This is a genomic window from Marinobacter sp. 1_MG-2023 (assembly GCF_030549045.1).
Taxonomy (GTDB): Bacteria; Pseudomonadota; Gammaproteobacteria; order Pseudomonadales; family Oleiphilaceae; genus Marinobacter.
In genome coordinates this window covers 101,659-127,552 of record NZ_JAUOST010000004.1, presented here as the reverse complement: position 1 = coordinate 127,552, position 25,894 = coordinate 101,659, and the positions used below count along the sequence as shown (strand labels likewise).

Sequence of the window (25,894 nt, the reverse complement as noted above, 5' to 3'; positions counted from 1 at the left end):
TCTGAAGCCTCAAGGGTGGTGTCACTGGCATAAAGAAAACCGGGGGAGGCCAGCAAGGTCAGGACTGTAAAAAGCGATCTAGGGCGTAAGGCGGATAGGAATCTTGTCATGGGTCTCGCACATTCTGGAGGTTTCAGGTCGGCGCACCGGGCATCCCGCCCAGTGCTCTTGTCCGCTGAATTTTTATGATTCTTATAGATACTGAAAGTTCCGGGCCCGAGAATCTGTATTCTTTACGGGCTGTTCCGGACGTCGACGTAGAGTACCAGACTTTGCCCCGGTTGAAGATAACGGGAGGTGTTCAAGTCGTTCCAGCTTGCGATATCCCGTACATTCACAGAAAAACGGTTGGCGATGAGTGCGAGTGAGTCGCCCTTGCGCACGCTATAACCGACTTTGCGAACCATGGCGTTACCGCGGGCGCCGCTGGCTGACGCCAGGGTAGGCTGGGCTGTATTGGACCAGATAACCAGTTCTTTACCCGGAATGAGAGGATCGCCCGGAGCCATCCCGTTCCAGGCTGCGAGCTGGCGTACAGAGACTCGATGTTCCCGGGCAATGTCCCAGAAGGTATCTCCACGACGGACTGTATGCCGCAATTTACTGCCATCGCGTTTCTTGTCTTGTTTGCGCTCAAGCCGGTTGGATGCACTTAACGCATAGCTATCAGAGTTCTTGGACGCAGAGGGAATCATCAAGCGCTGGCCGATCCGGATCAGGTCGCTATTAAGGCTGTTTACCTGTTGCAGCACTGCCGGCGTTGTTGAGAACTTTCGGGATATCGTATTCAGGCTGTCTCCCGATTTAACCACATAATTACGCCAGGAAACGCGCTTACCAGGGGGGATTTCCTTTAGAGCGATGCGGAAGGGTTCCGCGTTCTGATGGGGTACCAGTAGCCGGTGCGGGCCGTCTGGTGACGTTGCCCAACGATTGTAAGATGGGTTGAGCAGGTAGATTTCATCAATATCAACGCCCGAAAGCTCGGCGGCCTGGGCCAGATCCAGCTGTCCACCGGTCTCGACAACGTCGAAATAGGGCTCGTCCAAGAGATCAGGTAGCTCAACACCGTAGGCGGCCGGATCATCGAAAATTTTCGCAAGAGCGATCAGTTTAGGGACGTAATGACGGGTTTCCCTTGGCAGTTGCAGCGACCAGAAATCTTCCGGTTTGTTGCTGTTACGGTTGCGGCGCATTGCGCTGGAAACCGTGCCGCCGCCACTGTTATAGGCCGCAAGAGCTAATGTGTAATCACCGCCAAACCGGTTTGATAGGCGGTCAAGATAAGTCAGTGCCGCATCCGTAGCCGCGATGACATCTCTGCGCTCATCATGCCACCAGCTTTGGGTCAGGCCAAAGTATTTGCCGGTCGATGGGATAAATTGCCAGAGACCTGCAGCGCGACCGTGGGAATATGCGAAAGGGTCAAATGCACTTTCGACGATGGGCAGCAACGCAAATTCAGTAGGTAGGCCGCGCTTTTCAGTTTCATTGACGATGTAATAAAGGTAGCGGCTTCCACGTTCAACCACGCGATTGATGTAGTTGGGGTGTTTTGCATACCACTTCAGTTGATCCTGAACGCGTTTGTTGTCGACATCATGGTCAAGTTCAAAGCCTGCTCGCAGGCGATCCCATAATACTGCCTGCCCGGGCTCCTGGTCTGCGCTCTTGTCAGAGCCACTTTTTGCACCAGTTTCCAAAGCAGTTTGCTGAGGATTCTCAAGCTTTTCCCGGGCTTCGCGTGCTGCCGCCTTGAGTTCTGGGGCCATGGCATCATCAAGTGGCTCATTGCGAACAGCATCGCTGTTTTTCCCGGATTCGACCGACTCCTTTAGGCCTTCGTCTCCGGCTGCAACACTTACTTTGTCCGAATCAAGCGGGTTTCCCTGGGCCTTGTCTGTTGACGTATAAAGCGAACTGCAGCCACCTGCCAGGGCGCCAAAAAAAACTAGCAGGGGCAAATGTTTGACCGACATAGGCAATTTCCAGGTCTGGGTTATTGCCGGGTCTCCTGTCTGAAAACCCGGCATATTTAGTAAGTTACAAGCAAAATGTTAAATGATTCTATGGGAGCCTGTTTCTAGCGGTCAAGAAGCCTCTCGTTACGACGTTGAAAGGATTTGTTAACCGCTCAGAAATTATCCTTACCGTGCCTTATGGCTGCAAAAATGGCAGTGTCTGAATCTGCCGGCAAACCTTGGTCGGTGCAATATCTATTGGCTGCGCCTACAACAACCGGGTCATCCCAGCGCAGGAACGGATTGAGTCGTTTTTCATTCTCAAGTATTGAGGGCACAGTAGGCTTACCGGCTTCCCTGAGTTCCTTGCACTGTTGCTCGAAGGCTTCGAGTTCATGGTCGTCCGGCAACCAGCTGCGAGCGAAGCGAAGATTGGCCAGGGTATACTCGTGGGCGCAATATACGGCGGTGGTGCCGGGAAGCTCGCGGAGGGACTTCAAGGATTCAAGCATTTGTGCGGCAGTGCCTTCAAACAATCGGCCGCAGCCACAAACGAAAAGGGTGTCGCCACAAAACAGTGCAGGGCGGCCGCTGATCTCGACATCGGTAAAAAAGGCTATGTGATCCAGCGTGTGTCCCGGAACACTCATCACCTGGAATGTGACATCTTCCCAGACGACCTCGTCACCGGGGTGTACGTTATTGGTGTTGCCTTTGAATGGGGATTCGGCTGGTCCGGTTACCCGACAGTCCGGATATTCCTTTACCAGATCCCTGATTCCGCCAACATGGTCGGGGTGGTGGTGAGTAACCAGTATGGTATCCAGATTGAGGCCATTTTCTGCGAGGTGACGCTGTACTGGCGCGGCCTGGCCGGGGTCCACAATCAGAGCTTTCCCCGTGTCAGTGTCGGCAAGACACCAGATGTAGTTGTCACTAAAGGCCGGGATGGCAGAGATGGTGAGCATCAGATGTCCCCGTATATGCTTGGCAAGTGTGCCTGATATGATAGAGCATTAAGTTGATAGCCCCAAGAACCGCTGAACCAGTGGCTTGTCCAAAGGCTATCTTCCATGAAGGAGTGCAGGCAGTGTGAAAAGCAAAAAGGTCCTTGATTATCCCTCCCGGCATGAGAGCTTTGAACACTGGTTCCAGACGCCTCTCGGGCGCTCGATGCTGGCGGACCAGCGGCGTTTTCTGGATCACAAACTCGCCCCGCTAACGGGTGCGCGGCAGCTTCACGTAAGCGTTAGTCACCGGATACCGCTGATCAATGGTACCGATTTCTCCCACAAAATAATGACGACACCAAAATGGTTTCCCAGTATTCCAGATGGGGTTGTTGTATGTGACGCAAATGAGTTGCCGTTTCCAGGCGACTCCATGGATCTGGTTGTGCTTCACCATACAGCCGACTTCTCACTGTACCCTCATCAGGCGCTCCGGGAAGCGGGCCGGGTTTTAAGGGGCGAGGGAACGATTGCTCTTATTGGCTTCAACCCGGTAAGCATTTGGGGGCTGCGCAGGTTTATGTCACGTCATCACGCTGGCCCATGGGGAGGCCGCTTTCTTATGCGCAGGCGCATGGATGACTGGCTTCATCTCCTGGGCTTTCATGTTGACGTTTCGGTTACCCGTTTTTTTCGCCTGCCCCTCCAGCGTAGCGGCCGCAAGAGCTCGGGCCGGCTCGGGGAGCGATTGACGGGCAACGGGCTCCTGCCAGTCGGGGCTTATTACTGTATTCTTGCCAAAAAAAGGGTGAACGCTCGCATTCCCAGGCGACACGCATGGCGACAGAACAACGTCATCGGGATCCCGGGAACCGGAACTGTGGGCGCATCCAGGGGCTGTCCACCGCAGAACCTGAACCACCCCGACGACTGACCGGCCACTAAGGGCCGCCAACAACTATATATACGCAGGAGTTTTAATGTCCGCAAAGGTGATTCTTTATACCGATGGAGCTTGTAAGGGCAATCCGGGGCCCGGTGGCTGGGGTGCGGTGCTCCGTTATGGCGATGCACGCAAAACGATGCACGGAGGCGAGCCCCATACCACCAATAACCGAATGGAGCTGATGGCTGCCATTCAGGGGCTTAAGGCTCTTAAGCGAGGCTGTGAAGTAGAGCTTTATACCGATTCCCAGTATGTGCGCAAAGGCATCACCGAATGGCTTTCAGGCTGGAAACGTAATGGCTGGAAAACATCGGCGAAAAAGCCGGTGAAAAACGATGACCTATGGCGTGAGCTCGACTTGGAAACGGCAAATCATAAAGTTAACTGGCATTGGGTTAAAGGTCATGCCGGTGTGCCCGATAACGAGCTGGCAGACGAACTTGCCAACAAGGGCGTTGAAGAATTGGCTCGCAACTGAAAACTCTCCAATCCTGAATCGATGTGGACGTTATGAGACAAATTGTACTGGATACAGAAACAACAGGTATTGACCCGGCGGAAGGGCACAGGATCATCGAGATCGGCTGTGTTGAAATGATGGAGCGTAAGCTTACCGGCCGCAACTACCACGTCTATATTAACCCGGAGCGGGAAGTTGAAGCGGAAGCGATCACCATCCACGGGATTACCAACGAATTTCTGGTTGATAAGCCGAAATTCGCAGAAGTTGCTGATGAGTTCTTCGAGTTTATAAAGGGCGCGGAGCTTGTCATTCACAACGCCGCGTTCGACGTTGGATTCATGGACTCCGAGTTTGGCCGGATTAAGCCGGTGCGAAAAACGGCTGATCATTGCGGGATTGTGGACTCCCTTGCAATTGCCCGGGCGAAGCATCCGGGCCAGAAGAACAACCTGGACGCTCTCTGCAAACGTTATGGCGTTGATAACAGTAACCGGGAGCTTCATGGCGCCCTGCTGGATGCGGAGATTCTGGCGGATGTGTACCTGCTGCTCACGGGCGGGCAAACCGCTTTGTCTCTCGACGCCGGGTCAGAGAACGGGGGTGTCTCCGGTGGGGTGCGAAGGTTGAGTCCGGAAAGGCCGGCGTTGGCTGTCATCAAACCGTCCGAAGCCGAGTCTGACGCCCACCAGGCGTTTATGTCCGCACTCGAAAAGAAAGCAGGAGGAAGCGTTTGGAGCAAACTGGAAGGCTCAGAATGAGAACTGTGTCTGCCTGTACCAATTGTTACATTCCTGCCTTGTTGAAGTGCTTGAATTTTATGTTATAAGTAGTGATAAGTACGCTATTTTTGAGATCGCATACTTTGGCCGGAAGGATTACAACGGCTACTAATAACAAAGGTCTGGCACGGATCGTTGCCAGGCCGTATTTCACTTGGACGGCGCGGAAGTTTCCGCAGATTAACAGGAAGCGTTTATGGTTCAATCGTCTCTGGCGACGAAATCGCAGTCGTTTGATCTGGTCAAAAGTGAAATAGAACAGACCATCAAGCAGGCCGAATCGAGTCTCGAACGCTTTCAGGAAAACCGCGAAAGCGGTGAAGATCTTCAGAACTGTCTGGATTTTTTGAATCAGCTTCGCGGCATTTTCATTCTGGTGGAACTTCGTGGCGGAACCTTGTTGTGCCAGGAAGCGGTAACCATGGCAAATGACGTTCCGGTAGGGGCGAACGACGACAAAAATATCCTGCTGACCACCTTGAGCAACGCGTTGTTTATCCTGCGACGCTATGTTGAGTACTACCATCAGCAGCGAGAAGACCACCCTGAGTTGCTGCTCCCGGTCATCAATGATCTGCGCGAAGCTCGTAGAGAAAAACCTTACCCCGAATCGCGTTTTTTCGAAGTCGACGTAAAAGACCGACCGGATTTTTGTAAGGGTCTTCCGGCTCCGGCTTTCGACGGTAATGAGTCCGAATACGAGATTGTTGCCCGGCGTATGCGCCTGACTTTTCAGGTAGCGCTTCTGGGTTTGCTCCGGGATCGCAACCCGGTGGTCAGCCAGAAACTCATAGGCCGCTCAGCCCGTGGTTTTGTTCGTCTGTGCCAAGGGGCACCGATGGGGCAGATGTGGTGTCTCGTAGCCATAGCCGCGGATACCATGCTGGATCGCGCGATGCCTTTTACCAAAGCCCGCAAGCGTATGTTCATGCGAATCGAAAAGTATGCGCGTGAAGTGGTGTACGTGGGCAAGGTGGCAACAGCTAAAGATGCACCAGACTCCCTCGTTCGTGATCTTATTTATCTTTTGTACCGCAGCGGCTCCGGAAATCCGGAAGTTACTGCCGTGCTCTCAGACTTTCAGCTGACACCTGCAGAATTTCCCGATTCTATTCTGGAAGCCCATTCGCGCCGACTTTATGGGCCGGGCGCTGATGTACTCAAGTCGCTCTCTGAGGCTTTGCAGGATGAGCTGAACCAGCTCAAAGACAAACTCGACATTATCGAACGTGGCATTGAGCCAGACCTGGCAGAACTGTCGTCGATTGCCGAAACCCTTGAGCGTCTCGGCAACACTCTGGTAATGCTCGACCTCAGTCGCTTGGCGACCATCGCCCGCGATGAAGCTGTCAAGCTGCGGACCTGGGAAAGCGAATCCCGATTGCCCGGCGAAGAAGAACTCTTCCGCCTCGCGGATTCAGTACTGGGTATTGAAGATGCCGTTATGCAGATAGTCAGTCGCGGCATTACGTCGGAAACCGATGCGTTGGCGGGAAGTGAGCACAGCCATGAAGAATCGGTTTATCTTCAAGAGGCCGTTTACGTAGTGGCCGACGAAGCACGAAGCGCACTGACGCTGGCCAAACGTGCGATTACTGCGTTTGTTGAATCGGACTATGACAAGCTTCATCTCGCTAATCTGCCGGCAACGTTGCACAGCATTTGGGGTGGGCTGCAGATGGTTAACGATCCTGGAGCCGCGCATGTACTCGAGAGGGTTTCAGCGTCGATACAAGAGCGTTTACTGGATGCCAACGACGTACCTGAAACTCAGGTCCTGGAAGCGCTGGCGGACGCTCTGACATCCCTTGAGTACTATATAGAAAGCATCGGCAAGCCGGAGGAAAGTAACCTGGATCTGCTCAGACTTGCAGAAACGTCTATGGACGACGTGGGTCTTTGATGACGGTTTGATCCAGTATTCCAGGCAACAAAAAACCCGCGTTTGGCGCGGGTTTTTTTATGAGCTCAACTCTTGATGCCTCAATAGAGACCATCAGCCCATATTGAACAGCTCGCCCAGTTTGGTGGCCAACATCATGTCGCCTTCGGCGCGCAGCTGGCCTGCCATAAAGGCCTGCATGCCGTCGGTTTCGCCGGAAACAATACCCTGCAGGGTTTCAGAGTTCATGATAAGCGTTACTGAAGGGTCTTCGTGAGGGCCTTCATGCAGTGTGCATGTTCCGTCTTTGATGACCAGATGATGGATTTTGTCATCTTCGATATCAAACTGGAATACAAGATCCAGGCCCTGAGCTGCGTCTGCGTTGAAGTTCTGCTCGAGTTTCTGAAAGATTTGATCTACAGACATTATTTTACCCTTTTTGATGGTTGTCTTGTCATGATAACGGCTTTGGGTGCCTGGCTTTGCAAGCCTCGGCGGCAGCCGGGTAGAGCCGACTTCGCCATTCGACTTTATGGTGAGATTTAATCACTGTCAAGCTCGATCGAACGCTTGTTTTAATTTTTTTGCTCTGCTTATCACCAGAGTTTCGGTAAGTTACACTCTCGTGCTTGCTTAACTGGCTGGAGAAGCGATTTGGAGTTCCTGACTGAATACGGTTTGTTTTTGGCAAAGGTGGTCACTTTTGTTATTGCAGCAATAGTGGTCGTGTCCATTATTGTCTCGGCAACCCATAAAGAGAGGGGGGACCACGACGAGGGTGAGCTGCAAATCCGCAAGCTCAACGATAAATATCGAAAGTTGCGTGAGTCTATTCAGGCTCGATTGATGTCTGATTACGAACGTAAAGCCTGGAGTAAGGCCAAAAAGAAAAAAGACAAGGCAGAAAAAAAAGCGGATAAAGCCAAGAAGTCCGATGCCGATTCTCCTGAGGCTGCTCCTGCACGCATCTACGTTCTGGATTTTGATGGTGACATTAAAGCCAGTGAAACCGATACACTCCGCCGTGCTATTTCTGCGGTACTGAGTGTTGCAGAGCCTGGTAAAGATGAAGTGGTTATCCGGTTGGAAAGTGGCGGTGGACTGGTGCATTCCTATGGCCTGGCGGCAGCACAACTCGACAGGATCCGTAGCAAGGGCATCCACCTCACAGCTTGTGTAGATAAAGTGGCTGCAAGCGGTGGTTACATGATGGCCTGTGTGGCGGACCGGATTATCGCCTCGCCGTTTGCTGTACTCGGTTCGATTGGGGTGGTTGCCCAACTGCCTAACTTTAACCGGCTACTCAAGAAAAATAACGTGGATTTTGAAGTGCTGACAGCTGGTGAGCACAAGCGGACCATGACCATTTTCGGTGAAAATACAGAGAAGGGCCGGCAAAAATTCCTGGAAGACCTGGAAGATACGCACGTTCTGTTCAAGGAATATGTAAGCGAACGTCGCCCGGAACTCGATATTGCGGCTGTAGCTACGGGCGATATCTGGTTCGGGAAGCGTGCTCTGGAAGTGAAGCTTGTTGACGAGATCAAAACCTCTGATGAATATCTTATCGAAGCTTGCGACAGGGCAGACGTAGTTTCCGTTTCATTCGAACGTAAGCGAACCCTGCCCGAAAAACTCGGATTGGCAACCAGTGCGGCACTTGAACACTCTGTATGGAAGGTTCTCAGCGCGCTTCGTAACCAGAAAATTCAATAGTACTTCGAACATTCAGGGGCGGCCGGCCTGCCGCCCCTGAATGTGTGCCCCGGCATTTAGGCTAAGACGCTCTGCGTCGAAACAGCGGCAAATCTGTGTCCGTCGCTGCCTGGTAGCCCTGACTGAAGAAGTTCAGAGATTGTGCCGCTTTGCGGATATCTTTATCAGGCCGAAGCTCATAAGTATCAAAGCCGCAACGTTTCATAAACTGAAGTTGATCCAGTAGCACATCGCCAATCGCCCGCAGTTCGTTTTTATAGCCAAACCGTTCTCTCAACAAGCGGCCTATGCTGTAACCCCGCCCATCACTGAACTTTGGGAAATTCACGGCAATCAACGGCAGTTCATGAACATAGTCTGCCAGAATCTCCGGCTCATCATGGCTGTCGAACCACACCCCGATATCATCTCTTCCGGCGAAATGTTGGCGACCCTCAAGCCAAACCTCGGCCGGTATCAGCGCGCTTTTATTATCAGGAATATCCAATGCATCCCCGGCTTCTGAGCGGGGAACCACAACCCACCCGTTCTGACGGACACTGCCGTCCTGAAAAATGATGTCAGGCATAAACCCGCTCCTTGAAAGGTCCGATTCCAACACGACGATAAGTATCCAGGAAAGATTCCTCTTCCGTGCGTTTGGTTACGTAAACATCGACAATCTTGCTGATTACCTCGGGCATCTCATCCCGCGCGAAAGAAGGGCCCAGAATTTTACCGATTGAAGCATCATGCTGTGATGACCCACCCAGGCTGACCTGGTAGAACTCCTGACCCTTTTTGTCGACCCCCAGAACACCGATAGTGCCGACATGGTGGTGGCCACAAGCATTCATGCAACCCGAAATGTTCAAGTCGATTTCGCCTAGGTCATACAAAAAGTCGAGGTTGTCGAAACGGCGCTGAATCGATTCGGCTACCGGAATGGACTTGGCATTTGCCAAGGCACAGAAATCACCACCAGGACAGCAGATAATATCTGTCAAGGTATTCAGGTTGGCTGTTCCGAACCCCATAGGAACAATCTGCTGCCAAAGCTCCAGCAGGCGATCCTGACGAACATCTGCCAGCACCACGTTCTGTTGATGAGTTACCCGCACTTCACCGAAACTGAATTCATCTGCAAGGTCTGCAATCTGTTCCAGCTGCCGGTCGGTCACATCGCCTGGTGGTGTGCCGGTTTTCTTCATGGTTAAAGAAACGATGGCGTACCCGGTTTTTTTATGGGTATCCACGTTGTGCTTCACCCACTGATCAAACTCACGGTTTTCGAACCGTTGCTGCGCCAGCAGGTCAGCTCGGCTGTTCAGGGCAGCATATGCAGGCTCGGTGAAGTAGCCCTGAACCCGCTCAATCGCCTCAGGGGTCAGGCGGCTTGGTGAATCCTTGATGTGCGCCCATTCAGCTTCAACTTTCTCGGTAAAACCCTCTGGCGTCAAAGCCTTTACCAGGATCTTGATGCGTGCCTTGAACTTGTTGTCGCGGCGACCATAGCGGTTGTAGACCCTCAGAACGGCTTCCAGATAGGTAAGCAAGTCTAGCTCCGGTAGAAACTCACGGATAACCGGGGCAACCATTGGCGTGCGCCCCAGGCCACCACCTACATGAACCCGAAAACCAATCTCTCCCGCTTCATTGCGCACAATTTGAAGCCCTATATCGTGCACCCGGATAGCAGCTCTGTCAGTTTTCTCTGAGGCATTGACGGCAACCTTGAATTTTCTTGGCAGAAACGCAAATTCCGGATGAAAGGTCGACCACTGACGAATAATTTCGCAGTAGGGCCGGGGGTCTACCAGTTCATCTGACTGTACAGCCGCAAATTGGTCTGTCGTGGTATTCCTTATGCAGTTTCCGCTGGTCTGGTTGGCATGCATCTCCACTTCCGCCAGTTCAGCCAGAATGTCAGGCACGTCTTCCACTGCCGGCCAGTTAAGCTGGACATTTTGTCGTGTCGTGAAGTGTGCGTAACCTTTATCGTAATCTCGTGTAATCCGTGCCAGACGGCGCAGTTGAACAGAGCGCAACATACCGTAAGGCACACAGATGCGCAGCATGGGTGCAAGCCGCTGAACGTAGAGACCGTTCTGAAGGCGCAAAGGGAGAAATTCGTCCTCTGCCAACTCTCCGGCCAGCGCCCGCGTGGTCTGATCCCGGAATTGTGCAACCCGCTCGGCCATCATTTGCCGATCGTGTTCATCGTATACGTACATAAAGGAAAGTCCTGGATAAAATGTCGTAACGGCTTGCGCCGGACAGATTCAGTTTATGAATTGCCAAGTGCGCCCGAAATCGGGGCCTTATATCTGAAACGAAGGATAACAGCGGCTTTTTATTCTAGAAACGATTATTTCAAGATATGTTTATCGATTCAGGTGATAAGGAGAGAGGCGGCAAGCTGGACGAATGTCAATTTGCTGCTTTAATGAGGGAAGAATAACAATTTGCCGTCTTACCGAGAACAAAGGAGCACACGATGAAAAAACTCATGCGATCAGACAGCTACGCTGATGCCATAGCTTCAGTGGCACTTGTGGCGCTTGTAGTTGTGTTCGCCGTGGTTTGGGTTTCAGGGCAGTAGACCTACTACTGCCCGGATAGAACTACCCGCACGACAAGAACGAGTGTGCCAATGAAAAGTGTTGTGAACAGCAGGCCACCAATAATGTATGGCCAGGGGCTATGGCTCGCAAAATCTTCTTCATGGCGCTTGTTGGACTGAACACCCAGAGCGCCGGCTGCGACGCTCTGCATTACTTTAAAAACGCTGGGGCCGGTGCCTCTGGCTTTTTTATTATTGGTTTTTTCTGTATCCGGCGCATTTGTCATAAAGCTCATCCTGTCTGAGTGTGAGACTGATCTTTATTCGGCCGGATCGTATGCCAGGCTGGGTGCCAGCCAGCGCTCCGCTTCCGCCTTGGAAAGACCTTTACGCTCAGCATAGTCCTCAACTTGATCCACGCCAATTTTACCCACTGCAAAAAACTTTGAGTCCGGATGTGAAAAATACCAGCCTGAAACAGCTGCCGTTGGGAACATCGCAAAGTGTTCCGTCAGCTCTATGCCGGTTTTTTCTGTTGCATCCAGCAGTTGGAATAGCGTCTCTTTCTCGGTGTGATCCGGGCATGCCGGATATCCCGGGGCAGGGCGAATACCACGATAGCGTTCTTTGATCAGGTCTTCGTTCGCCAGTTGCTCTACTGAGTCATAGCCCCAGAACTCTTTGCGCACCCGTTCGTGCATGCGCTCGGCAAAGGCCTCCGCCAGACGGTCGGCCAGGGCTTTTACCATGATGGCGTTATAGTCATCGTGAGCATCTTTATACTCTAGTGACATCTCTTCGGCGCCAATGCCGGTGGTTACCGCGAAACCACCAACATAGTCGCAGTGGTCTGAGCCTTCTTCTGCAACAAAGTCCGAGAGGGCCATCATCGCCTTGCCCGGGGCTTTTTCATCTTGCTGGCGCAAATGGTGCAGGGTGGTCAGCTCTTCGGTACGGCTTTCGTCCGTGTAAACGACAATGTCGTCCCCGCGACGGTTAGCTGGCCAAAATCCGATTATACCTGAAGCAGTTACACGTTTTTCCTCAACCATTTTGTGAAGGATGACCTGGGCATCGTCAAACAGGTTGCGAGCCGCTTCGCCGCGCTTGGGGTCATCAAATACCTGCGGGTACTTGCCGGCGATATCCCAGGAGATGAAAAACGGCGTCCAGTCTATATAGGGCACCAACTCATTGAGATCATACTCTTTGAACACCCGGGTGCCGGTGAAGGCAGGCTTGGGCGGCACATAATTCTCGAACGTGATTTCTGGCGCGCGCGCGCGGGCCTCTTTCAGGCTGACCAGTTTGGTACGGTCACCCCGGTTCTTACGGCGCTCCCGGATTTCATCGTATTCTTTACGCGCGGCGTCCACGACTTCCGGTTTAGCCGTTTTGCTTAGCAGTTGCGAGGCGACATTAACGCATCGTGATGCGTCTGAAACGTACAGGGCAATGTCATTCTTATAGTGAGGTTCGATTTTTACAGCGGTATGTGCCTTGGAGGTAGTGGCACCGCCAATCATCAGTGGAAGTTGGAAATCCAGGCGCTGCATCTCCCGGGCCACATGAACCATTTCATCCAGTGACGGTGTGATCAGACCGCTCAGGCCAATAATGTCCACATTGTGTTCTTTGGCTGCTGCCAGAATCTTGTCACAGGGAACCATTACGCCCAGATCAATAACCTCGTAGTTATTACATTGCAGCACCACGCCAACGATGTTCTTGCCGATGTCGTGAACATCGCCTTTTACTGTGGCCATCAGTATCTTGCCTTTGGCCTGCTGGTCTTCGGACTTCTCTGCTTCGATGTACGGGATAAGGTGGGCCACAGCCTGCTTCATTACGCGGGCACTTTTGACAACCTGGGGCAGAAACATCTTCCCGTCGCCGAACAGGTCGCCGACAACGTTCATGCCATCCATCAACGGGCCTTCGATGACGTGAATCGGGCGCTCGGCCTGTTGGCGACACTCTTCTGTGTCTTCAATAATAAAATTGGTAATGCCTTTTACCAGGGAGTGTTCCAGGCGTTTGATCACCGGCCACTCGCGCCAGGCAAGATCTTCCTCCTGGGTTTTCCCGCCTTTACCTTTGAAACGCTCTGCTATTTCCAGTAGGCGATCCGTGGCATCTTCGCGTCGGTTGAGTACAACATCTTCAACCAGCTCTTTAAGCTCCGGTTCAATCTCGTCGTAAATCACCAGCTGGCCCGGGTTCACGATGCCCATGTTCATGCCGGCTTTGATCGCGTGATAGAGGAACACAGAGTGAATGGCCTCACGCACTACATCGTTTCCCCGGAAGGAAAAAGATACGTTGCTCACGCCGCCGGAAATGGACGCGTGGGGCAGATTCTTACGAATCCAGCGGCTGGCGTTTATGAAATCCACCGCGTAGTTGTTGTGTTCTTCGATGCCTGTGGCAATGGCGAAAACGTTCGGATCGAAGATAATGTCGCCGGGGTTGAAACCCATGCCAACAAGGATGTCGTAGGACCGCTTGCAGATCTCGGTTTTGCGCTCATAGGTATCGGCCTGGCCCTGCTCATCAAAGGCCATAACAACCACCGCAGCGCCGTAACGCATGCAGTCGCGAGCACGTTTGATAAAGGCTTCCTCGCCTTCCTTGAGGCTGATGGAATTCACTACGGCTTTACCCTGAATGCAGCGCAGACCAGCTTCGATGACTTCCCACTTGGAGGAGTCAATCATGATGGGTACTCGGGAGATATCCGGCTCTGAAGCAACCAGATTCAGGAAGGTAACCATTACCTCCTTTGAGTCCAGCATGCCTTCATCCATGTTGATATCGATGATCTGGGCACCGTTTTCAACCTGGTCCCGAGCCACGCTAAGCGCTTCTTCGTACTGTTCTTCTTTGATGAGACGCAGGAATCGCTTGGAGCCGGTAACGTTGGTCCGCTCACCCACATTAATAAACAGAGTGTTCTCGTCCCCGGTAAACGGCTCCAGACCGGAAAGGCGCAACGCTTCGGGCCGTGTCGGAATCTTTCGGGGTGGGTATTTGGCTACAGCCAAAGCGATTGCTTCAATATGCTCTGGGCGAGAGCCACAGCAACCGCCAATAATATTAAGGAAGCCGTCCCGCGCGAAGCCTTCAATGATGTCTGCCATCTCTTCCGGCGTTTGATCGTATTCTCCGAACTCGTTTGGCAGGCCAGCGTTCGGATGTGCGCTAACATAGGTAGTTGCCTTGGCTGACAGTTCTTCTACGTATGGCCGCAGGGCGTCAGCACCGAGAGCGCAGTTAAGGCCTACAGAAATGGGCCGCGAATGTGCAACGGAGTTCCAGAACGCCTCCGTGGTCTGCCCGGAAAGCGTGCGACCGGAAGCATCGGTTATGGTGCCCGAAATCATGATCGGGAGTTCTACGCCGCTGTCTTCAAAATACTGCTGGGTCGCGTAGATTGCGGCTTTCGCGTTCAGAGTATCGAAAATGGTTTCAATAAGAATAAGGTCGCAGCCGCCTTCAACCAAGCCTGCGACCGATTCGTAGTAGTTGTCTACCAGAGTCTGGAAATCAACGTTTCGGAAGCCCGGGTTGTTTACGTCCGGCGATAAAGATGCAGTACGCGAGGTAGGACCTACAGCGCCGGCAACAAACCGGGGCTTTTGCGGGTTCTTTTCGGTAAATTCATCGGCTACTTGCCGAGCCAGCTTTGCCGCGGCGACGTTAAGCTCTTTAGAAATTTCTTCAAGACCGTAGTCCGCCTGAGATACCCGGGTAGAATTAAAGGTATTGGTTTCAATGATATCTGCGCCGGCATCCAGGTACTCGGCGTGAATATTCCTCAGCAGAGCCGGCTGGGTGAGATTCAGCAGGTCATTGTTGCCTTGCACCTCCCGGTCGTTGTCGGCGAACCGATCGCCACGGAACGCTTGCTCGTCCAGTTTCTGATTCTGGATCATGGTTCCCATGCCGCCATCAAGAATCACAATGCGTTCTTGCAGGGCTTTGTGAAGTTGTTTCAGGCGAGTAATGCGATCGGTCATAGTCAGTTCCGGATGTCGGTATAAACAGCGTATTTGTGTCTTTGGCGCGCGATCATAGCAAAATGGCGGTGCCAGTCGTAGTTTCGTGCATGGTTATTCTTTACCTACGTCAAGCTCCGGGCATCGGGTATATGATACGGGTAAGTCATTACCCGGCAAAAGACCAACTAATTTACTTGGTCTTTCATGTTGCAGCGAACTGCCTTAAAATGAATACAAACTTACCAACGGGTTTACAAACATGGCATTGGTTACTGTGACAGATCCCGCACGGGATTATCTTGCACAACTTATCGAAAAGCAGGATGTGGAAGGCATGGGTGTGCGAATATTCGTAACTCAGCCAGGCACCAAAAATGCTGAAACCTGCTTGGCGTATTGCCCGCCTAACGAGATTGTACCTACAGATGAGCAGGTAGATCTCGAAAAGTTCACTTTGTACCTGGATCACAACTCCGTACCTTTTCTTGAAGAGGCCTTCGTTGACTACTCCAAAGATCAAATGGGTGGCCAGCTCACTATCAAGGCACCGAATGCGAAGGTGCCGAACGTTGACGATGATGCACCACTGCCTGATCGTGTGAATTATGTACTGGCTTCAGAGATAAACCCCAATCTTGCTGCCCACGGCGGTGATGTGTCACTGGTGGAGATTGTGGACGAGTCCGTCGCTGTACTTCGCTTTGGTGGTGGTTGCCAGGGCTGCTCCGCGGTCAGTCTTACCCTGAAGCAAGGCGTTGAATCGACCCTCAAGGAGCGAGTACCTGAAATTACCGCCGTTCGGGATGTAACGGATCATACGCAAACCGAAAACGCCTACTACCAGTAATGTACAGTGCGGGCGTTCTTGCGCCTGCACTTATTCTTTCGCGGTGGCGGTTCGGCCAATGCCCTTGGTGCCGAGCTATAGCATTATCTACTCCATAAACAGAGGCAGTAAATTCTGCCTCGGCCTGCGGGGAAACGAGATACTCTACAGGCCAGACTTCTGCTTTTATGGGGTACCGCTTGATCGACGCTGCACTTCTTTCCGTGCCCATTATGGCCGCCTTTACGGGCTGGTTTACGAACTGGCTTGCAATACAAATGTCGTTCTATCCGGTTCACTTTATGGGGATCGGGCTAATAGGGTGGCAAGGCGTTATTCCCCGCAAATCAGAAAAGATGGCGCACATCTGTATCGACCGGACCCTCAGGCAGTTTGGTGATCTGAACGCCGTTTATCAGAAACTTGAACCCCAGCGCATAATCGAACAGGTAATTTCCCAGGTAACACCAAGATTGGATGAGTACATCGACGAGGTGATGTATGAAATCCAACCGGTGCTCTGGGACAATCTGCCTTTATTCTTGCGTCGGCGGATATATCAGTGGGCTCGAGAGCAGTTGCCTGACAGGGTGGGGGATCTTGTTGATGATTTTGGTGATGACCTTGGGGAATTGGTCGACCTTAAAGCCTTGCTGAGCACTGAGCTGAAACACCACCCGGATCTCATGAATCGCATATTCCAGAAGGCGGGCGCAATTGAGCTTCGTTCCGTCGTTAACCGTGGGGCTGTTATTGGTGGTCTTTTGGGGTGTGTTCTTGCGCCAGTCTGGTCATCTTATCCAGTGCCATGGCTGCTGCCTGTTGGCGGCTTTGTTATTGGTTTCACCACGAACTGGATTGCCATCAATCTGATTTTTGCCCCGTTGAAGCCCCGACGATTTCTGTTCTGGAAAATTCAGGGTTTGTTCTTGCGACGCCAGCCGGAAATCAGCGAGATCTGGGCCAGGCTCGTTGCAGAGGAACTGATAACCGTCGAGAAGGTCGCTGACGCCATGATTAACGGTAGCCAGGGCGACCGTACCCGGGCGATCATCCAGAAGCACCTCAGGCCTCTGCTGGACAATTCCTTGTTGATGAAATTGGGTGCTCAGGTAACTGTAGGCATGAGCGGATATACCGAGCTGAAAAAAGCCATGAATCAGCAGGCACTACTTGCCACCCATGACGTGTTCAGCGACCCCGAGTTCAATAAAGAACGAGCGCCCATTGTTGCGAGCGTATTGTCCGGGCAAATGAAAGCGCTGCGACCTGCGGAATTCCAGGACATTCTCCGGCCCGCATTTCGTGAGGAGGAGGTTAAGCTCATGTTTGTCGGTGGCGTGTTAGGCGCCGTTGCTGGCGCAATTCAGCTTTATGCGTTGGCGCATTTTGCATTGTGACGTCCGGAATCTCGAAAGGAGAGAGCCATGCCTGAATGGACATTGATTGTTACACAGTTTTTGATAACCGCTGCTGCTGTTTTTGTTGTCCTCTACGGCTTTTGGGTACTCATCATTCGGCCCCATCTGGATCGCAAGGTCGCGGAGCTGATTGCAGCAGCAGAGGGTATTGAACCCCGTGTGGTTCGCGGCGTAAAAGCGGGTGTTTCCGAATCGCTTCGGGAGCTGCCTGAAAGTGCCTGGGACGGGACTGTAAAAGAGTCTACCCGGCAGTTTCTCAAGTTCGGGTCCGGACTGTTCGAGAACGGTTTAAGCAGTTTCCTGGGCGGTGCAGCGGATTTGGAGCGCAAGAGGCAGCAGGAGCAGGCCTCAGCTTCGCCGGAGGCCGAACAGAAACCTGAAAAGCCCACAGAAAACTAACCGCTGCGGCGTCGGCACTCGTCAAATATGGTCTACAGGCAGTTAGTTGGACGCGGCAAGCCGGCTATTCGGCAGGCTGTTTTCGCAGGTGTACCAGGGAACAGTTGCATGAGGTAGATACTGTTGCCCCTATCCTCGCCCAAAGCCTCTTTCACTGCTTTTACGAATAGCCTGTTTGAAGGCGGCGACATTTCATGTTTGCTGTAAAATATACGCAGGAACTCAATGATCTCCCAGTGTTTTTCACCGAGTGATATCTGGTCAGCCTCAGCGATCATGCTGGCAACTTCTGGAGTCCATTCGTGTGCATTTTCCAGAAAACCCTCATTATTTCTGGCTGGCGTTTCGAGGTCTGCCATAGGTCACCAGCTGATTATGTTTTGAGCCTGGGCTGTGAGATCAACCATGGCTGGGAAGTCCACCAGATGTGTCTCTGATGCGCAATCATCAAGACCCCGCGCCAGTACGTCTGCCTTCAGCGCATACACGGTAGTGTTGGGGTCATGAACGTCTGTTGTGGCGATAGCCAATACCGCACTCTCGGTGAGAAGCAAAGCGTCTCCAGCTCTGAGGGAGCGCATGCACTCAACAGAGCGTGAGTGCTCTGGAGCCTTGTTCAGGATGTGAAGGGTAGCAATGGGTTTCATAATGTTTTCCAGCTATCTACGTGAGGGTGCCTTGGGATCAACCTGAAAAAGCCGTGTGGGAATATTGATGTAGCAGGTTGGAGCTGTTTTCAGCTATGGCTACACCTGCCAACATGTTTTCGATTGTAAGCCCATATCGGGCGCAGGCTGAAGCCTCTGCGAACATTGCTTTCACGCCGAAAATGGGCGCCGCGGAAAGGTTCTTTTCTATGGACTTTTGTTCTATCCCGTCTGTTTTCTGGGATTTTCTTAGCCAGTTAACACCTGCCCCCGTGAACAGCAGCGAAACGCTTTGATCAAACGCTGCCAGGGAAAACGCCATATCGAGCGCCTCACGGCCAGCCCATGTTCCATAAGGTGGCTGGTCAATCACTATCAATGTGCTCACGCTCAGCCTCCCGCATGAAAATAGATAATCCGTGACGATGTCATGGTGCTTTCTACCCACTCCCCAAGCCCGGCAATAATAAAAGGCTCAAGGAGGTTGCTTGCTACCAGTTCGTGCCGCTTTTGCTCGGCATCGTCTACCAGGCCACGCCTTAAAGCAGATGCAATACAGACTACACCCGGGATACCGCTTTCTTTCAGGAACCCGGCCCATTCGCCTGGCCAATGAGTTTCATCTGAAGGCGGCGAAGAAAGCGCGGAAGCAAGATGAACTCCGTCGCCGTACAGAAATATCCTGTCTACTCTATGGCCCTTGGCAAGCGTAGCCCGAGCGAATGCCAAAGCCGTCTGCGGGGCCTGAGAAGAGTAGGGGGCCCCGGTAATTACCAGCGTATAGTTTTGCAGTTGGATAGCCGCCATGGTTTCGGTTTCTGCCTGAGGTAGTTCCAGTGTACCAATAGCAAAAACCCCGGCAAAGGCCGGGGTTATGCAAACTTACTGGCGCGAAGAGCGCCGGATATTAATCGTTGCCTGAGAAAGCACCGATGAGGTGGAGCAGGCTCACGAACAGGTTGTAAATGTTCAGGTACAGACCGGTTGTCGCCATGATGTAGTTGGTCTCACCGCCGTTCACAATACGGCTGGTGTCATACAGGATGAAGCCTGACATCAGGAACACAATCGCTGCACTGAGGGCCAGACTGATCGCTGTAACCTCAACACCAAACATGCCTGCTACCATGGTGCCCAAAGCGGCAACCAGTACCACGACCAAACCAGCAACCAGCATGCCACGCATGAAGCTGAAGTCTTTCTTGGTAGTCAGCACATAGCCGGAAAGGGCAAAGAATACCAGACCAGTTCCACCCAGGGCTTGCATGATAATCTGGCCGCCGTTGGAAAACTGCAGGTAATACATCAGGATCGGGCCTAGAGAAAGGCCAAGCAGCCCTGTAAAGGCGAACACAACGGCAATGCCGGCAGAGCTGTTAGCAGTGCGTGGCAGCACCAGCCAGATCAATGCAAGCGCCCCAAGGCTGCAAACAAGGCTCGCGCCCCGGCTCAAACCGATAGACATAGACACACCTGCCATGACTGCACTGAATAGCAGTGTCATCGCAAGCAGGGTGTATGTGTTACGCAAAACCTTGGTCGCTGAAGCACTGATCGGTGCAGTCGCGGACCCGCGGGCAATCATGCCCTTGCTGTCCTGCTGAACGTTGTACTGTCTGTTTTGCATTCTGATCTCCGGTTTGTTCCGCTTGTTTGATTACTTGTTTGCGCCCAGCCTCATGGCCTGATGGACGCCAATCACCCGTAATTACACTTCATAATAATGTCGAATTCTGAACTTTCAATCATTTACGACACGAAAGTGCTCTCCAGATTCCATTAAAAGCAGTTAATGTCGAAATATACGTCGGGTTTCACTCAGGGCGTTGACAGCACAGGCAATTCCGGTATCATGCACACCGCTGTCGACAGGCAGCAATGGAAAACCGGTGGGCTGGCAGAGTGGCTTAATGCAGCGGTCTTGAAAACCGCCGTACGTTAGTAGCGTACCCGGGGTTCGAATCCCTGGCCCACCGCCATTTTCCTTTCTTTCAGTGTGTTACCCTTCCTCAGACAATCCCTGAATATGCAAGTTCCATAATTCTCTCGCAGAATTGTCCATAGCCACAGCGATCTTTAAAGCACCAGACTTTAAACTTCAGGCAAACTACCCCATCTTCTCGTATATCGGCATTAATTGAACCTATACACAGGCAATCGGGAGAAGGTTATGTCAGAGAACAAATCAGCCACCGACCCAGATACGGATACTGGCGATCGCCGTGATCGCAAATTTTCTGTTTCCACCAATCGGGGCAAGGCAAGCCATCGCGTTCGCTATGTCGAGGCGGGTGGAGCGGCTGTAGATATTGATGAGTGTACTTTTTGCGAGTCGACGCCAGATCTATCCGAAACGTCGCAGTCGCCAAAGGGAAAAGAGGAAGATTAGGTTTGTCACGAAGGTTGCCGAGGCTGTGAGACGTGGCTCAGAGGCGGTCTGAAAGAGCGCGTCTGAGCCTTTTAATCAAAGATTGCGACCCGGGTAAACCAAGTCCTTTTGTTCGTCAGCGAGCTTCTGGCGGGTGGCCAGCTTATCAGGGTGGTTGTCCGTAGGTTGCCAGCCTTGCAGGTTTTCTTCTATCAGCTGTACCAGAGCATTGATGTGCCCGGGTGTGGCATTCAGGGCGGTTATGTAGCTGAAACCCTCACCGCCGGCTTCCATAAAGTAGCCACGGTTTTCTTCGTCAATTTCTTCAATGGTTTCGAGGCAATCCGATGAAAAGCCGGGGCAAAATACATCGATCGACTTAACACCTTGCCCCGGGAGCGCTTTCAGCGTCTCGTCAGTGTAAGGCTTGAGCCACTCTTCTTTGCCAAACCGCGACTGGAAGGTAGTGATGTACTCATCTTTCGATAGTCCCAGCCGCTCAGCCAGAAGCCTTGAGGTCTTGTGACACTCACAGTGGTAGGGGTCGCCCTTGGTCAGGTACTTTAGCGGAACTCCATGGTATGAAAGCACCAGTTTCTGGTGCCGACCATGGTTGGCCCAGTGTTCTTTGATATGGCTGGCCATGGCTTCGATGTAAGGCGGGTAGTCCGGATAATGGGAGATAAACCGCAAATCCGGTAACCAGCGGCGCTTGGAGAAATTTTTAGCGATCGCATCGAACGTGGATGCAGATGTGGACGCCGAGTACTGGGGGTAAAGCGGCAAAACCACCAACTTTCTAACGCCCTGGTCCTGCATTTCATCCAGTACTCTCGGTACCGACGGATTGCCGTAACGCATGGCAAAGCCAACCACCACGTCGGGACCATATTTCTTTTTCAGGATCTCTCGAATACCCTCGGCCTGCTTTGCGGTATGGATCAGCAATGGGGAGCCTTCGGGCTGCCACACGCTTGCATAGGCCGCTGCACTGCGCTTTGGGCGGATACGGAGGATAACGCCATGCAATATAAGCCACCACAGGGGGCGGGGTAGTTCGACAACTCGCGGATCGGAGAGAAACTCCGCCAGGTAACGTCGCAACGCTGAAGGGGTCGGGGCGTCTGGCGTACCAAGATTGGTGACCAGCACGCCAATTCTATCCGGCTGGTTATGCTGGAAATTCTCTGAACCTTTGTATTGCATGGGAAGGTGAATCCTGAGCGTTGAGCGTTCTAAGCGAAGCGGTTACTGATTTTCGGACTGCTGCGCCATGCGCGGAGCAAGACCACTCATGTCGTAGCCAGCACTACTGGCTTTGGTAAAAATTTCCTGGGCCGGCGTCGTCCGGGCAGCGTTCAGTGCCCAAAGTACCGTGCAGCGGGTTCCTGTCCTGCAAAAAGCCAATACGGGCTTTTCGGCATCACGGATCATTGCCCCGAAACGATCAACATCGGCATCCGTAACATTTCCGGATTGAACGGGCATGTATACCCATTCCATCCCGTTTTCCCGAGCCGCAGCTTCAATGTCTGCCATTGCAGGCTGACCGAACTCTTCCTGATCCGGGCGATTGGCAACCAGAGTTTTGAAGCCGAGTCTGGCCGCCTCTGCCACATCTGCGTAGGCAATCTGGGGAGCGACAGAAATTGTGTCATCGATCTTTCTGATATCCATGGGGTTTATTCTCCGGATTCGGTAAAAATAGCTACGCCATCATCGCATAGGTGGTGGCACATGTCAGAATGAAACTCTGTAAAACAGCATACTTACGGGCGTTTTGTATCAGTGTTCAGCGAAACGAAAAGCAGCTTTTCGTCGTTCAAGGATTTCAAATATTCCCATTCCAGCAACCATGGATGCCACGAAGACCATAGCTTTAACTTCACCAGCCCCTAAAGCCACGAGGCCAGGCCCCGGACAGAAACCAGCGATGCCCCAGCCAATGCCGAACAACAGGCCTCCAACGATCAGGCGTTTATCTATGTGTGTGTGCCCCGGTACCTTCATGTCGAAACCAAGAAAGGAAAGGGTTCTCTTGCGGGCGAAGGTAAAAGTTACAAGGCCTACGATAACAGCACCGCCCATCACGAAGGCGAGTGAGGGGTCCCAAAGGCCGGCAATATCGAGGAATCCAAGCACCTTTTCGGGGTTTGCCATACCGGAAATAATAAGACCAAAACCAAACAGTAATCCCGCAAACAACGATGCAACAGCAGATTTCATGGAATTATACTCCCAGCACATGGCGGATAATGAAGACGGTTACAAACCCTGCAAACATAAAACTCAGAGTGGCTGCGAATGATCTGGGTGACAAGCGTGACAGACCACAGACACCATGACCGCTGGTACAGCCCGAGCCGTAGCGAGTTCCAATGCCGACAAGCAAACCGGCGATAATAAGTGCAGGGTATCCCGCCTCTATTTCGATGGGCGGTAATTTTGCGGCCAGAGCCCACAGGGCTGGCGCTCCGATAAGTCCGGCAAGAAAGGCAATTCGCCAACCTATGTCACCGGCAGAGGGGGTCAACAAACCGCCCAAGATGCCGCTAATTCCGGCAATTCGTCCATTCAGCAATAGAAAGCTCGCTGCGGCGAGGCCAACAAGCACGCCGCCAGCCAGCGCCGTCCAGGGAGTAAAACTACTCCAGGCAATATCAATCATTCAGAAACTCCTCGGTGCACGGTCTTGGAACAAAAATTTGGTATTACCGCCGATTTTACCCGAATCCAAAAGCTATTTTTGGAATAACCTTATAAGTAGATGCAATAATACCAAAAAAAAGCCCGGCTGGAATGCCGGGCAGAGGCGTGCGAGTAGTATCCATGAAAGACTTCCAGACAAACCGGCGTCAGCAGAGACTCCGGTATGCATAAGTATTGTCTATATTTTGAACACTTCAAGCGCCGAGGTGTTACGTCTGAAAACATTTTTTCATATGGAATCAATCTTTATATCGGAGCCTTTGATTCTGCGGCGTACAGGCCGACTGAAATCAATGGCAACCTGTAATATAATGCGATTTCGAGAGCATTTTTCTATCCCAGAGGTTGTTACATGTCTGACGAGAACGACAACAAGCCCGAAAATGATCCGCAGCTGGCTGCAAAAATAAAGGGTTCGGCCCGTCAGATATGGCTTGCGGGCCTGGGAGCCTACACAAAGGCGGAAGAAGATACCGGCAAGTTTTTTGAGCGTTTGGTACAGGAAGGCGAGCAGCTGGAGAACAGAACACGCGGAGTGGTAGAAAAACAGATTCGCTCTGTGGAAGACCGGGTTGAGGGTGTGCGTGAGCGGGCGACGGGTACCTGGGACAAGCTTGAACATCTGTTTGATGAGAGGGTGTCCGGAGCGTTGCGCCGGCTTGGCATTCATCGCCGTGAAGATATCGAGGGACTCGAAAAGAGAATTGAAGTACTTGAAGCGGAATTGGCAGAACTGCGCAAGAACAACCGTAGCGATGAAGAAGAATAGTTCGAAACGCCGGTAAGTACCGTATATCCGGGTCAGGTCTATAGATAGTCCTGGCTGGCCAATTTAGCGTGCTCTCGCTCATCCGGTGCGAAATACGGCAGCATAAGGTGCATCATCTGGTACACCCCCCGGCCAGGATCCACAGAATCACGATCATCAAGGTGTGAAAGAGTATCAAAAGCGCTCCAGTAACACGCCGTAAGGGTTAGCTGTTTGCAAAGCGAATCCAGCTCCTCCTGCCCAATCTGCATCATGTTCTGGCGCCGCAGGCTTTCGCAGATACTCCTGAAAGCTTGGGTCTTCTTCTTCAAAATACGTCGAAAGCGAACCTGCAAGCGTTCATAACGAGATAGTACGTTAACCAGATCCTGATACAAAAACCGATAACGGGCCACGGCTTCAAAGAGCAGGTGAAGGAAAAAGCTCTGTTGATCCAGGCTGACATCGACGTCCTCTGGCACTGCCAGCAAGTCCAGCATTTCGGCTTCAAACGCTTCAAACAGCTCTTCGACGATATCGCCCTTGCTTCTGAAATGGTAATACAGATTGCCGGGGCTGATATCCAGCTCATCGGAAATCAACAGGGTCGTCACGTTGGGCTCGCCCAGATTATTGAACAGCGACAGGCTGGTGCTGAGGATGCGATCGCGGGTTTTTATTTTTGTCATATCACCCCCGATTAGCGTTTAAAGCTCAAATTTTGCCCACACAGGGCAGTGATCAGATGGCCGTTCCATACCGCGGAAATCGATAGAAACACCCGCTTCGTATGCCTTCGGCAACAAGCTATCGCTGGCCATGATCAGATCAATGCGTAAACCGCGCTTGGGCTCCCTTTCAAAACCTTTGCTGCGGTAATCAAACCAACTGAATGTCTGTGCATCATCTGGGTGAAGGTAGCGAAATACATCGGTGAAGCCGCGACTCTCGACCTGGCCGAGCCATTCCCGTTCTTCCGGAAGAAATGAGCATTTCCCTGTGCGTAACCAGCGCTTGGCGTTATCCGGGCCTATTCCTATGTCTTTATCGGTTGGTGAGATGTTCATGTCCCCCATGATAATTACATGGCCGTCTTGTTTGTTAAGCTCATCCAGGTAGGCCATCAGGTCGGCGTAAAATTTTTCTTTTGCTGGAAATTTGACCGGATGGCTGCGGCTTTCACCCTGCGGAAAGTAACCGTTAATAACTGTCAGCTTTTGACCATTAACGGTGAATTGGCCGGTAATAAGGCGACGCTGAGATTCTTCATGATCACTGGTGTAACCTTTGATTACTTGATCTGGCTCTATGCGGGAGAGCAGGGCAACGCCGTAATGGGTTTTCTGACCATGGAAATGCACGTGATAACCAAGTTCACGAATGGCCTCGACCGGAAACTCTTCATCTCTTACCTTGGTTTCCTGCAATCCGATAACATCCGGGTTATGGCTCTCGATCAGCGCTTCAAGCTGATGCAGGCGGGTACGGATACTGTTGACGTTAAAAGATACAAACATCATGACTGAATACTCT

The 25,894-nt window shown here is 52.2% G+C and carries 28 protein-coding genes and 1 tRNA gene; 11 read left to right on the top strand and 18 right to left on the bottom strand.

Features of this window, described 5'->3' with window-relative positions; genetic code table 11:
- Positions 1-233: 233 nt before the first annotated feature.
- A complete protein-coding gene (locus Q4606_RS11995) occupies positions 234-1,979 on the bottom strand; it encodes a LysM peptidoglycan-binding domain-containing protein (RefSeq protein ID WP_303607662.1) in 1,746 nt (581 codons plus the stop codon).
- 155 nt (positions 1,980-2,134) lie between these two features.
- A complete protein-coding gene (gloB, locus tag Q4606_RS11990) occupies positions 2,135-2,929 on the bottom strand; it encodes a hydroxyacylglutathione hydrolase (protein ID WP_303607661.1) in 795 nt (264 codons plus the stop codon).
- Between the two features lie 124 nt (positions 2,930-3,053).
- Between gloB and Q4606_RS11985 the strand changes: the two genes are divergently transcribed.
- The 4 genes from Q4606_RS11985 to Q4606_RS11970 all read left to right on the top strand — a co-directional run bounded on the left by Q4606_RS11985 (position 3,054) and on the right by Q4606_RS11970 (position 7,002).
- Positions 3,054-3,845, top strand: coding sequence for a class I SAM-dependent methyltransferase (locus tag Q4606_RS11985; protein ID WP_303607660.1), 792 nt, complete (start codon positions 3,054-3,056; stop codon positions 3,843-3,845).
- Between the two features lie 46 nt (positions 3,846-3,891).
- Positions 3,892-4,335, top strand: coding sequence for a ribonuclease HI (rnhA, locus tag Q4606_RS11980; protein ID WP_303607659.1), 444 nt, complete (start codon positions 3,892-3,894; stop codon positions 4,333-4,335).
- Between the two features lie 32 nt (positions 4,336-4,367).
- Positions 4,368-5,078, top strand: a complete 711-nt coding sequence (dnaQ, locus tag Q4606_RS11975; RefSeq protein WP_303596021.1) for a DNA polymerase III subunit epsilon — start codon at positions 4,368-4,370, stop codon at positions 5,076-5,078.
- 217 nt (positions 5,079-5,295) lie between these two features.
- Positions 5,296-7,002 carry a chemotaxis protein gene (locus tag Q4606_RS11970; protein ID WP_303596020.1) on the top strand — a complete coding sequence of 569 codons (1,707 nt, stop codon included), beginning with the start codon at positions 5,296-5,298 and terminating at the stop codon, positions 7,000-7,002.
- 93 nt (positions 7,003-7,095) lie between these two features.
- Here the strand turns inward: Q4606_RS11970 and Q4606_RS11965 are convergent, their stop codons facing one another.
- Positions 7,096-7,410 (bottom strand): SCP2 sterol-binding domain-containing protein, encoded by a 315-nt coding sequence (locus tag Q4606_RS11965; RefSeq protein WP_303596019.1) that lies wholly within the window; start codon positions 7,408-7,410, stop codon positions 7,096-7,098.
- Positions 7,411-7,638: 228 nt separating this feature from the next.
- Here Q4606_RS11965 and sohB point away from each other — a divergent pair, with 228 nt between their 5' ends.
- Positions 7,639-8,700 (top strand): protease SohB, encoded by a 1,062-nt coding sequence (gene sohB, locus Q4606_RS11960; RefSeq protein WP_303596018.1) that lies wholly within the window; start codon positions 7,639-7,641, stop codon positions 8,698-8,700.
- 61 nt (positions 8,701-8,761) lie between these two features.
- Here sohB and Q4606_RS11955 read toward each other — a convergent pair whose 3' ends face one another.
- The 4 genes from Q4606_RS11955 to metH all read right to left on the bottom strand — a co-directional run bounded on the left by Q4606_RS11955 (position 8,762) and on the right by metH (position 15,261).
- Complete coding sequence (locus Q4606_RS11955; RefSeq protein WP_303596017.1) at positions 8,762-9,268, bottom strand: DUF934 domain-containing protein; 507 nt, start codon at positions 9,266-9,268, stop codon at positions 8,762-8,764.
- Positions 9,261-10,913 (bottom strand): nitrite/sulfite reductase, encoded by a 1,653-nt coding sequence (locus tag Q4606_RS11950; RefSeq protein WP_303607658.1) that lies wholly within the window; start codon positions 10,911-10,913, stop codon positions 9,261-9,263. Before Q4606_RS11950 ends, Q4606_RS11955 begins: the two co-directional genes overlap by 8 nt.
- 373 nt (positions 10,914-11,286) lie before the next feature.
- The gene (locus Q4606_RS11945; protein WP_303607657.1) at positions 11,287-11,529 is read right to left on the bottom strand and encodes a DUF2970 domain-containing protein; all 243 of its coding nucleotides are present in this window, start codon (positions 11,527-11,529) and stop codon (positions 11,287-11,289) included.
- Positions 11,530-11,562: 33 nt separating this feature from the next.
- Positions 11,563-15,261, bottom strand: a complete 3,699-nt coding sequence (gene metH, locus Q4606_RS11940; protein ID WP_303607656.1) for a methionine synthase — start codon at positions 15,259-15,261, stop codon at positions 11,563-11,565.
- A gap of 241 nt (positions 15,262-15,502) precedes the next feature.
- On the opposite strand from metH, the gene nfuA reads away from it, so the two are divergent.
- The 3 genes from nfuA (at position 15,503) to Q4606_RS11925 (ending at position 17,889) form a co-directional block, all read left to right on the top strand.
- Positions 15,503-16,090, top strand: coding sequence for a Fe-S biogenesis protein NfuA (gene nfuA, locus Q4606_RS11935; RefSeq protein WP_303596013.1), 588 nt, complete (start codon positions 15,503-15,505; stop codon positions 16,088-16,090).
- Positions 16,091-16,269: 179 nt separating this feature from the next.
- A complete protein-coding gene (locus Q4606_RS11930; protein ID WP_303596012.1) occupies positions 16,270-17,469 on the top strand; it encodes a DUF445 domain-containing protein in 1,200 nt (399 codons plus the stop codon).
- A gap of 27 nt (positions 17,470-17,496) precedes the next feature.
- The gene (locus Q4606_RS11925) at positions 17,497-17,889 is read left to right on the top strand and encodes a hypothetical protein (RefSeq protein ID WP_303596011.1); all 393 of its coding nucleotides are present in this window, start codon (positions 17,497-17,499) and stop codon (positions 17,887-17,889) included.
- Positions 17,890-17,921: 32 nt separating this feature from the next.
- Here Q4606_RS11925 and Q4606_RS11920 read toward each other — a convergent pair whose 3' ends face one another.
- From Q4606_RS11920 to Q4606_RS11900, 5 genes are all read right to left on the bottom strand, one after another.
- Complete coding sequence (locus tag Q4606_RS11920) at positions 17,922-18,248, bottom strand: TusE/DsrC/DsvC family sulfur relay protein (RefSeq protein ID WP_303596010.1); 327 nt, start codon at positions 18,246-18,248, stop codon at positions 17,922-17,924.
- A 3-nt stretch (positions 18,249-18,251) separates the two neighbouring features.
- Entirely contained in the window at positions 18,252-18,536 is a 285-nt protein-coding gene (gene tusB / locus Q4606_RS11915; protein WP_303596009.1) for a sulfurtransferase complex subunit TusB, read from the bottom strand.
- A 37-nt stretch (positions 18,537-18,573) separates the two neighbouring features.
- The gene (locus Q4606_RS11910; RefSeq protein WP_303596008.1) at positions 18,574-18,924 is read right to left on the bottom strand and encodes a DsrE family protein; all 351 of its coding nucleotides are present in this window, start codon (positions 18,922-18,924) and stop codon (positions 18,574-18,576) included.
- A 2-nt stretch (positions 18,925-18,926) separates the two neighbouring features.
- Positions 18,927-19,343, bottom strand: a complete 417-nt coding sequence (gene tusD / locus Q4606_RS11905) for a sulfurtransferase complex subunit TusD (protein ID WP_303596007.1) — start codon at positions 19,341-19,343, stop codon at positions 18,927-18,929.
- A gap of 100 nt (positions 19,344-19,443) precedes the next feature.
- Complete coding sequence (locus Q4606_RS11900; RefSeq protein WP_368497446.1) at positions 19,444-20,163, bottom strand: Bax inhibitor-1/YccA family protein; 720 nt, start codon at positions 20,161-20,163, stop codon at positions 19,444-19,446.
- Positions 20,164-20,424: 261 nt separating this feature from the next.
- Between Q4606_RS11900 and Q4606_RS11895 the strand changes: the two genes are divergently transcribed.
- Positions 20,425-20,515, top strand: a tRNA-Ser gene (locus Q4606_RS11895).
- Between the two features lie 191 nt (positions 20,516-20,706).
- Complete coding sequence (locus Q4606_RS11890; protein WP_303596006.1) at positions 20,707-20,925, top strand: hypothetical protein; 219 nt, start codon at positions 20,707-20,709, stop codon at positions 20,923-20,925.
- A gap of 75 nt (positions 20,926-21,000) precedes the next feature.
- On the opposite strand, the gene hemH is transcribed toward Q4606_RS11890, so the two are convergent.
- The 4 genes from hemH to Q4606_RS11870 all read right to left on the bottom strand — a co-directional run bounded on the left by hemH (position 21,001) and on the right by Q4606_RS11870 (position 23,572).
- Positions 21,001-22,110: a ferrochelatase gene (gene hemH / locus Q4606_RS11885; protein WP_303596005.1), complete on the bottom strand. Its 1,110-nt coding sequence runs from the start codon at positions 22,108-22,110 to the stop codon at positions 21,001-21,003.
- A gap of 42 nt (positions 22,111-22,152) precedes the next feature.
- Positions 22,153-22,581 (bottom strand): TIGR01244 family sulfur transferase, encoded by a 429-nt coding sequence (locus tag Q4606_RS11880; protein ID WP_303607655.1) that lies wholly within the window; start codon positions 22,579-22,581, stop codon positions 22,153-22,155.
- Between the two features lie 108 nt (positions 22,582-22,689).
- Positions 22,690-23,130 carry a YeeE/YedE family protein gene (locus Q4606_RS11875; RefSeq protein WP_303607654.1) on the bottom strand — a complete coding sequence of 147 codons (441 nt, stop codon included), beginning with the start codon at positions 23,128-23,130 and terminating at the stop codon, positions 22,690-22,692.
- A gap of 4 nt (positions 23,131-23,134) precedes the next feature.
- A complete protein-coding gene (locus Q4606_RS11870; RefSeq protein WP_303607653.1) occupies positions 23,135-23,572 on the bottom strand; it encodes a YeeE/YedE family protein in 438 nt (145 codons plus the stop codon).
- A gap of 393 nt (positions 23,573-23,965) precedes the next feature.
- Between Q4606_RS11870 and Q4606_RS11865 the strand changes: the two genes are divergently transcribed.
- A complete protein-coding gene (locus tag Q4606_RS11865) occupies positions 23,966-24,382 on the top strand; it encodes a phasin family protein (protein WP_303596001.1) in 417 nt (138 codons plus the stop codon).
- Between the two features lie 38 nt (positions 24,383-24,420).
- Here Q4606_RS11865 and Q4606_RS11860 read toward each other — a convergent pair whose 3' ends face one another.
- Together Q4606_RS11860 and xthA are read right to left on the bottom strand one after the other, a co-directional pair.
- A complete protein-coding gene (locus Q4606_RS11860) occupies positions 24,421-25,050 on the bottom strand; it encodes a TetR/AcrR family transcriptional regulator (protein ID WP_303607652.1) in 630 nt (209 codons plus the stop codon).
- A gap of 18 nt (positions 25,051-25,068) precedes the next feature.
- A complete protein-coding gene (gene xthA / locus Q4606_RS11855) occupies positions 25,069-25,881 on the bottom strand; it encodes an exodeoxyribonuclease III (protein WP_303607651.1) in 813 nt (270 codons plus the stop codon).
- Between the last annotated feature and the right edge of the window lie 13 nt (positions 25,882-25,894).